Origin of the sequence: uncultured Adlercreutzia sp. (assembly GCF_958431955.1) — a bacterium.
In the GTDB taxonomy this organism is placed as follows: Bacteria; Actinomycetota; Coriobacteriia; order Coriobacteriales; family Eggerthellaceae; genus Adlercreutzia.
The window spans coordinates 1-8355 of record NZ_CAUASN010000058.1; the positions used below are offsets into that span (position 1 = coordinate 1).

The 8355-nt window shown below is 69.8% G+C and carries 7 protein-coding genes; 6 read left to right on the forward strand and 1 reads right to left on the reverse strand.

Translation table 11 applies throughout. From position 1 onward, the window contains the following. Together Q5064_RS11150 and Q5064_RS11155 are read left to right on the forward strand one after the other, a co-directional pair. Nucleotides 1-1170: TRCF domain-containing protein (locus Q5064_RS11150; protein WP_302964703.1), on the forward strand; the 1170-nt coding region annotated here is incomplete at its 5' end. A gap of 5 nt (nt 1171-1175) precedes the next feature. Next, the gene (locus tag Q5064_RS11155; protein ID WP_302964705.1) at nt 1176-2297 is read left to right on the forward strand and encodes a DMT family transporter; all 1122 of its coding nucleotides are present in this window, start codon (nt 1176-1178) and stop codon (nt 2295-2297) included. A 389-nt stretch (nt 2298-2686) separates the two neighbouring features. Here the strand turns inward: Q5064_RS11155 and Q5064_RS11160 are convergent, their stop codons facing one another. Further along, the gene (locus tag Q5064_RS11160; protein WP_302964707.1) at nt 2687-3640 is read right to left on the reverse strand and encodes a DUF559 domain-containing protein; all 954 of its coding nucleotides are present in this window, start codon (nt 3638-3640) and stop codon (nt 2687-2689) included. A gap of 413 nt (nt 3641-4053) precedes the next feature. Here Q5064_RS11160 and Q5064_RS11165 point away from each other — a divergent pair, with 413 nt between their 5' ends. The 4 genes from Q5064_RS11165 (at nt 4054) to Q5064_RS11180 (ending at nt 8262) form a co-directional block, all read left to right on the forward strand. After that, nucleotides 4054-4524 carry a hypothetical protein gene (locus Q5064_RS11165; protein WP_302964710.1) on the forward strand — a complete coding sequence of 157 codons (471 nt, stop codon included), beginning with the start codon at nt 4054-4056 and terminating at the stop codon, nt 4522-4524. 177 nt (nt 4525-4701) lie between these two features. After that, nucleotides 4702-6336 (forward strand): glutamate--tRNA ligase, encoded by a 1635-nt coding sequence (gene gltX / locus Q5064_RS11170; RefSeq protein WP_302964711.1) that lies wholly within the window; start codon nt 4702-4704, stop codon nt 6334-6336. Between the two features lie 68 nt (nt 6337-6404). Next, nucleotides 6405-7835 carry a hypothetical protein gene (locus Q5064_RS11175; RefSeq protein ID WP_302964712.1) on the forward strand — a complete coding sequence of 477 codons (1431 nt, stop codon included), beginning with the start codon at nt 6405-6407 and terminating at the stop codon, nt 7833-7835. A gap of 10 nt (nt 7836-7845) precedes the next feature. Further along, nucleotides 7846-8262, forward strand: a complete 417-nt coding sequence (locus Q5064_RS11180; protein ID WP_302964714.1) for a PaaI family thioesterase — start codon at nt 7846-7848, stop codon at nt 8260-8262. Nucleotides 8263-8355 lie beyond the last annotated feature (93 nt).

Genomic DNA, 8355 nt, shown 5'->3' on the forward strand with positions numbered 1-8355 from the left:
GTGCTCGTGGCCACCACCATCATCGAGAGCGGCATCGACAACCCGCACACCAACACGCTCATCATCGAGGACGCCCAGCGCCTCGGCCTCGCCCAGATGTACCAGCTGAAGGGTCGCGTGGGCCGCTCGTCGGTGCAGGCCTTCGCCTACTTCATGTTCCCCGAGAACGTGCCTCTGACCGAGGAGGCCGCCGCGCGGCTGACGGCTATCAACGAGCATCAGGATCTGGGCAGCGGCATGCGCATCGCCATGCGCGACTTGGAGATTCGCGGCGCGGGCAGCATGCTGGGGGCCGAGCAGTCGGGCAACATGTCGGCGGTGGGCTTCGACCTGTTCGCCCAGATGCTCTCTCAGGCCGTGGCCGACACGCGGGCCTCCGGCGAGGCTACGGGCGACTTGCCCCCGGCGCTGTCGGACATCACGGTGAACATCCCTGGTCACGCCTACCTGCCCGAGGAGTACATCCCCGATGCCGACGCGCGCGTGCTGTGGTATCGCAAGCTGGCCGCGGCGGCCACGGTGGAAGCGGTGGCGGCCCTGCGCGAGGAGATGCTCGAGAAGGCCCCCGAGATGCCCGAGGCGGCCCAGAACCTGTTCGCGCGCTCGCACTTGAAGGCGTTCGCCAACGAGCACGGCATCAAGCTGATCTCGGTGGTCGGGGGGCGTCTGGTGGTGGAGCCGGTCGATGTTCCCGCCGATGCGATGAAGGCGCTGCGCCGGGCGGGCGGCCGCTACAACCCCGACAAGCGCAAGTTGGCACTGCCCCTGCGCTACTTCTCCGACGAGGAACGGGAGAATTTGCTGCCGGCCATCGCGCGGTTCTTGGGCGAGTTGACGGGCGAAGAGGCCGAGGAGGCTGCCGGCGCGAACGAGCCTGCGGGCGATGGTACGGCTGCAGCGGCGGCTGCCGGCGATGGTGCGGCTGCAGCGGCTGGTGCCGGGCGCCCTGCCGTGGTTGGTTCCCGTGCCAGTTCCGGACGCTCTGCCGCCGCGGGAGCCGCGGGTGCGGCCGGCGCAGGCGCGGCTCCGGCATCGGCCGCCAGCGCGCGGTCTTCGCGTCCCACGGCCCGCAGCGAGCGGCGCGCCAACAACCTCGCCAAGGGCGAGACGGCCCGCGAGCGGCTGGCCGCCAAGCGCGCCGCCCGCGCGGCGAAGCGCGAGGGGGAGTAGGCGCGATGGGTCGGCGTTCCTCGGGATCGGCGCCCTCGGCGCACGGCCGCTTCTGGCTCGGGGCGGTCTGCGCCCTGGTCGGGGCCACGTCGTGGGGCTTCTCGGGCGCGTGCATCCAGTTTCTCGTCGAGGGCTATGCCGTAAGCTCGGCGTTCATCTCGTTCGTGCGTGCGGCCACGGCGGCGGTGCTCTTCCTCGTCCTCGTGCTCGCCACGCGCCGTGAGGCCCTGCTCTCGCTCCTGGGCAGCCGCGCGGCCCGGTGCACCCTCGTCCTGTTCGGCGTGGGGCTGTATCTGTCGCAGATCACCTACGCCATCTCCATCGAGATGACCAACGCCGGTACCGCCACGGTGCTCCAGGCCACCTGCACGGTGTTCGTCATGCTCTTCACGTGCCTGCGGGCGCGCCGCCTGCCGCGCGCCGCCGACTTCGCGGGGCTCGTCGCCGCCATGGCCGCCGCGGCGCTTATCGCCACCCAGGGCGACTGGGGCGTCATCGTGCTGCCGGCCGCCGGCCTCGCCTGGGGTATCGCCAACGCCCTGTCCGAGACGCTCTACATCATGGCGCCCCAGCGCCTGTACGACCATTGGGACCGGGTGACCATCATCGGCGCCGGTATGGTGATAAGCGGCGCGGTAGCCGCCGCCGTGTGGCTCGCCACTGCCGTGGCTGGCGTTGGTCCCGCTGCGGCCGGCCCCGGCGCCGCTTTCGCCCCTGGCGCCGCCTTTGCCCCCGTCGATGCGAGCGCCGGTGCCGTCTCCGGCGATGCGAGCACCGTTGCCGCCATCCAGGCTACTGCGGCCCCGTCCTCTTCGGCATCGGGTGCGCCGTCCCTCGTGCCCGCGCTCGATGCGGTGGGCTGGCTCGCCCTCATCGGCGGCGTGGGAGTGCTCGGCACCTTCGTGGCCTTCGGGCTGTTCCTCTACGGCGTGTCGCTCGTGGGCTCGGTCAAGGGCAGTCTGCTCGGCGTGGCCGAGCCTGTGGGCGCCATGGTCATCGCCGCGGTATGGCTCGGCACGCCGTTCTCGGCTGCCGACTGGGGCGGCCTCGCCCTCATGGCCGCCATGATCGCCCTCGTCTCCCTGCCGTCGCGGCGTGGTGATCTGGGTCGCGATGCGGACCAATAGGGCCTCTAGCGGAGTCGATTGGAAAAAATGGCCAAAAGAGGCCCCGAGTGCGCTCTCCTCGCGGGGATTGACGCGCAAAGGGGTCGTCTGAGCCGCCGTAATATGCCATATATGGCATATTACGGCGGCTTTGGGCGGGCAAGGGGCCGACATTGAGGCAAATCGGCCGGGATCAGAGCGCACTCGAGGGTGGTTTTGGCCAAAAAAGTCAATCGACTACGATAGCCGGGCCCATGCGCTGCCGGATCCCCGCAATCGTCAGCGGGCGGTTCGTCCTAGGCGGTCCATGTCCCGCACTGCGCTGGACATCCCGTACCGCTGCGGTGCCAGAAGGTCCATGCCGGTGCTCTGCGACGGGGTGTCCGCGCGGGGCCCTCATTGCGCCGGGGCTACACCGTGAGGTCGAGGAGGGCGCGGTGGAGCGCCCGCTTCTTCCTCTCGTATTCCCGGACGCGCGGACGGTGCCTCTTTCCCATGAGCCGCGAGACGGCGCGGGCGATGCGATCCATCTCGGAGATACTCTTGATCTGGTCGTTCGTCACCACCACGACGTGATAGCCCGCTGCTTGGAGGAGCGTGCGGCGTTTCGCGTCCCGTGCGATCTTCTCGCTCGAGACATGGTATTGGCTGCTGTCGTACTCGACGGCGATGCGCACGCCCTCCCACGATATGTCTGCCCAGCGCTTGTCGCGGCTACGCAGCGGCTGCGTGAGCGACGAGACGTCGATCGGCTTGTTGAGGACGGGCCGCTCGAGGCCGTAGCCGCCGTAGCGCTGCGGCAAGCTGAGGAGCAGGGCGAGCTGGGTCTCCCTCGGCGATGCGGAGTGCGCGCATACGTAACGGAGGGTGCGCAGGGCCGTTTCTCGGTGCCGGGCTCCGGGGCATCGGTCGAGGTAGCGCTTCAGGCTGCCGGGGGTGGTGCAGGCCGGCAGATCGTATTCGATGGCGTCGGTGCCCTTGCGGCTGTAATGACCGCACAGCTCGAACCCCAGCGCGAGACACTCCAGTCTGGATAGGTGGGCGTGCATCTGGAGGAAGATAAGCTCGGGGGAGGAGAGCCAGAGCTGGTCGTCGAGGGCGATTGCGGAGCGGGCCGGGAGCGTGCGGTTGCAGGCGGAGCACGAGACGCCCTCGATCCTGCGACGATCGGAGGGGTGGCCCACGGCGACGAAGAGCGTCTCGCCCGCGGCGCCGAGCACGTCGCGGGCGTGGGCGACGACGTTCTCGGTCGGCGCTTCGAGCCGTGGCGCAATCGGCGTCGTGTTCGATGTCAAGCTGCGGCGCCGGCATCTGAGGTGCTTCATCGCCTGGAGCGCCGTCGGCCCCGTGATCAGAAGTCCCATGCAATCTCCTCGCTATATCCCGTTGAAGAAGGGGGCATCTTAGCAAGCGCAATTCCCGAAAATGTCCCGTGGCATTCTCGCTCCCTTCTCGAAACGTTGTGAACTGGGGAAATGCGGGTCCGTTATCGGCTTCTCCGCGGAATGCCTACAACTTCAGGATGCATCGGCGATGCTCGGTACGGAGTGGCGCACAAGGGGGCGATGCACGGCGCGGAGCGGCGCACGGAGGGCGATGCGCGGTGCGCGAGGTGGGAGTGGGATCGGCGCGAGCCGGGAGCGCGGGGTGGGGAGCTTTCGTTGCGGTTGCCAAACAAGGCGCGCGGCCGCCGACGAGCGCACCGGACGCGTTGCTACTATAGAACGATACGCGGAGCCGCATCGGTGCTCCGGTAAAAGCGAAGGAGTGACCTGCCATGAAGAAGCTGCCGCCGATCGAGAAGGTGTACGAGGCCTACAGCGTGCTGGCCGACGAGCGGTTCGACCTGGCGCCCGACCATCTGGTCGTGCGGTCGTCGGACGGGTCGAAGGAGTACAAGGTGACCTGGGACGACGCCGGGCACTACCGCTCCAACGACAGCGCTACCTACTGGCAGGGCTATGCGGGATATCCCGTTTTGGCGGCGCTGCTCATGCAGGGGCGGCTGCCGCTCGACGAGGAGGTGGCCGACTGGTTCGCGGGCATTCCGTGGAAGGCGCTCAACGAGGCGCACAAGCGCGACTACGCCGCGGCGGCGCAGGAGGCCTTCGCGCTGGCGGGGCTTGACATGGCCCAGACCCTGCGGGCTGAGGCGGCCGCCGACGAGGTGCTGGCCGTCCTGGCGGAGCTGCCCGTCACCGTGGGGCGGCTCCCGGAGCTGGTGCGCGAGCTGCCGCGCCGTTCCTAGGCGCGTGTGCGTCTGGCGAAGCCCGTGCGCGGGCCGGGGCGGGTGCTCCGATCCCGACCGGCGGCTTTTTGCGGAGTGGGTGGAAGCTCGCCGGGGGCGCGCGCCCCGCGTTCGGGGCCGTGCTATACTGGGCGGCGACCTATAAGCCCCGTACACAACCGAGTTTCGAGGAATCCCATGTCTGACGCTTCCAAGCCCGTGCGCGTTCGCTTCGCGCCTTCTCCCACCGGCATGCTGCACATCGGCGGCGCCCGCACCGCCATCTACAACTGGGCCTTCGCCCGCGCCACCGGCGGCACCTTCGTCCTGCGCATCGAGGACACCGACCCGGAGCGCTCTACCGAGGAGAACACCCAGATCATCCTGCGCGCGCTGCGCTGGATGGGCCTGAACTGGGACGAGGGCCCCGAGGTGGGCGGCCCGTGCGGCCCCTACTTCCAGACCCAGCGCACCGACACCTACGAGGCGGCGCTTGCCAAGCTCATCGAGGCGGGGGCGGCCTACCCGTGCTTCTGCTCGAAGGAGACGCTGGACGCCAAGCGGGCCGAGGCCGAGAAGACCCAGGGCGGCTACGCGGGCTACGACCGCACCTGCCGCTCCATCCCGCGCGAGGAGGCCGAGGCGCGCATCGCGGCCGGCGAGCCCCACGTGTGGCGCCTCGCGGTGCCCGAGGGCCATGGCCCCGTGGAGTTCGAGGACGCGGTGTACGGCCACATGAGCTTTCCCATCGATGTAATGGACGACATGATCCTGCGCCGCACCGACGGCACCTTCACCTACAACTTTGCCGTGGTCTGCGACGACGTGAACATGGGCATCACCCACGTCATCCGCGGCGACGACCACCTGTCCAACACGCCGCGCCAGGTGCTCATCTACGAGGCCCTCGGCGCGGAGGTGCCGCTCTTCGCGCACCTGTCCATGATCCTGGGCGCCGACGGCAAGAAGCTCTCCAAGCGCCACGGCGCCACCAACGTGGAGGAGTACCGCGACCGGGGCTATCTGCCCGAGGCCCTGGTGAACTTCCTGGCGCTGCTCGGCTGGTCGCTCGACGGCGAGACCACCATCATCCCGCCGGAGGAGCTGTGCCGGGTGTTCTCGCTCGACCGCATCACGAAGAAGCACTCCATCTTCGACGAGAAGAAGCTCGACTGGATGGACGGCGTCTACATCCGCGAGATGGGCGCCGAGGCCTGGGTGGCCGCCGCGAGGCCGTGGCTCGCCCAGACCAACATCGACGGCAGCAACGTGGCCGACGGCATCACCGTGGTGCCCACGCCCACCAAGGAGGAGCAGCAGGCCGCCGTGGCTGTCACGCGCGTGCCCGGCGAGGGCGTGGACGCCGACACCTGGGAGGCATGCCTGGCCGACGTGGACGACGACGCGGAGTTCTACCAGGCGATGTACCCACTCGTGGCCGAGCGCCTCGCCCGCATGGACGAGATTCCCGCGAAGCTGGCCTTCCTGTTCTGGGGCGATTCGGTGGTCCTCGACGAGAAGAGCGTGCAGAAGGTGCTGCTGAAGGAGGGCGCGCGGGCCGACGAGGCGCTCGCCATCTGCCGCGCGGTGCTCTCCGACGACGACAACCCCTGGGACGCCGAGGCGCTCCAGGAGCTGTGCCGGGCCGCGGGCGAGGAGGCGGGGCTGAAGCCGAAGCTTCTGTTCCAGCCGCTGCGCGTGGCCATTGCCGGCAACATGGTGTCGCCGCCGCTGTTCGAGGCCATGATGCTGATGGACCCGGCTGATGTGGTGGCCCGCATCGACGGTGCCGTGGCGAAGGTGTTCGGCGAGGGCGCCGGCGCCGCTGAGTAGTCTTCGGGACCGCCCCGCGCGGTCCCGTTTCGTTTTCGGAAGAACCCATCCCTGAAAGGCAGGTTTCCATGGAAGAGAACAACAATCCCACGCCCCCCGCGGGCGGCGTGCCGCAGGAGCCGGCTCCCGCGCCGGCGCCGAATCCCGCGCCCGCCGCGCCGGTGCCGAATCCTGCGCCGGCGAACCCCTTCGCTGCCCAGGCCGCCGCGTCCCCGGCGCCGGCCGAGCCCGCAGCGGCCGCCACGGCCCCGGCGCCGCAGGAGCCGGCAGCCGCCCAGCAGACGGCCGCCACGCCGCAGCAGCCGCCGGTCGAGCCGCAGGCTCAGCAGCCGGCCGCTTCGCAGGCCGCGGCCGCCCCGCAGGCCGCCGCGCCCGTGCAGCCTTACGCGGTCTGGGAGCCCGCGCCCTCCCAGCCGGCTTGGGGCGCCTACGACCGGGCCTACGGCGCGGAGTCCTATCAGGCCGCACCGCCCGTGCCCCCCGTGCCGCCCGCGGCAGGCGGCGCGCCGGTGTACGGCTACGAGCCGCCGGCGTCCTCGGGGCAGAAGCGGCGCTGGCCGTGGTTTCTGCTGGGCCTCGCCGTGGGCCTTGTCATCGGCCTTGGCGGCTGCGTGAGCTGCGCGGGGGTCATGGCGCTGACCGCCGTCGACGGCTACGACAGCTACCGTTCCGACAGCTACGGCTACGATTACGATTACGACTACGGCTACGACTACGGGCACGGCTACGACAGCGACGACCCGTACCACACCTGGCCGCCCGAGGACGACTACGATCCCTATGAGGGGTCGGAGGGCGCCACCACGCTGGCGCTCACCTACGACGAGGTCACGCGCCTGCTCGAGGCCGACGGCATCGCGGCGGGCACCCCCGGCGCCGACGGCGCGTGCGCCAAGGGCTACTACACCGTGGGCCCCGACGGCGACATTCCCGCCGGCCTGTACTACCTCGAGGGCGGCGACGCGCTCGGCCACTACTACGTCTTCGATAGCGAGAGCGAGACCGGCAAGGGCAACGCCTACGACCTGGACGACAGCGTGCAGTATCTGGGGAACTACTTCGCCGAGCTGGACGAGGGCGACCTCATCGCCTTCGAGCCCGGCACCGACGGCGCCGTCATGCGCCCGGCCCCGTCCACGGCCCTCGGCGTGACCGCCCCCTACGGCAGCGGCTGCTACCGCGTGGGCGTCGACATCCCGGCCGGCACCTATACCATTACGGCCCTGCCGCTGCCCGAGGGCATCGAGCTCGACGAGGGCACCGAGAGTGCGGCCTACGTCATGGACGACCTCGACTTCGATGAGGACTCCATCGTGGACACCCAGTACGTCATCACGGGCGGCAAGCAGACCGTCACCGTGACCAACGGCCAGTACCTCGAGCTGTTCGCCGCCCAGGCCGCCCCGGCCGACGCTGATGCCGCCACGCCGGCTCCCGGCGGGGACGCCCCGGCCGCCGACGGCGCCTCGGCTGCGCCCGCTGCGCCCGCCGTGGCCTAAGGGGGCGTCTATGGCTGAGCAGCTGCCTGATTACCCCACCCTCGACGAGCTGAACGACTTCTTCGGCCACGACCGCTTCGCCGAGCACGTGGGCTGCCGCATCGTGGAGGGATCGGTGGGCCACGGCGTGGTGGAGCTTGCCATCGAGGACCACCACCGTAACGCGCTCGGCAACGTGATGGGCGGCGCGGTGTTCACGCTGGCCGATTTCGCGTTGGCTCTCGCGAGCAACATCGGCATGCCGCCGAGCGTGTCGGTCTCGAGCGCCATCGACTACATGAGCGCCTCGCGGGGCACCAAGCTCATCGCCACCTGCAACGTGGACAAGTCCGGCCGCCACCTCGGCTTCTACACCACCGACGTGACCGACGACACCGGCCGGCGCATCGCGCGGGTGACCACTACGGTCTACCGAGAAGGGGAGTAGCGCCCCTAACGTCTTACAGCACGAGAAAGGGCCCCGTCTGAACTGCCTCCCATTTCTTGGACACGAGAAATGGGAGGCTTTCTTTATGACAGG

Excerpts from the sequence above, each read along its gene's own strand:
- Q5064_RS11180 (WP_302964714.1), top strand. The coding sequence starts at position 7,846 with ATGGCTGAGCAGCTGCCTGATTACCCCACCCTCGACGAGCTGAACGAC.
- Q5064_RS11155 (WP_302964705.1), top strand. The coding sequence starts at position 1,176 with ATGGGTCGGCGTTCCTCGGGATCGGCGCCCTCGGCGCACGGCCGCTTC.
- Q5064_RS11160 (WP_302964707.1), bottom strand. The coding sequence starts at position 3,640 with ATGGGACTTCTGATCACGGGGCCGACGGCGCTCCAGGCGATGAAGCAC.
- Q5064_RS11165 (WP_302964710.1), top strand. The coding sequence starts at position 4,054 with ATGAAGAAGCTGCCGCCGATCGAGAAGGTGTACGAGGCCTACAGCGTG.
- gltX (WP_302964711.1), top strand. The coding sequence starts at position 4,702 with ATGTCTGACGCTTCCAAGCCCGTGCGCGTTCGCTTCGCGCCTTCTCCC.
- Q5064_RS11175 (WP_302964712.1), top strand. The coding sequence starts at position 6,405 with ATGGAAGAGAACAACAATCCCACGCCCCCCGCGGGCGGCGTGCCGCAG.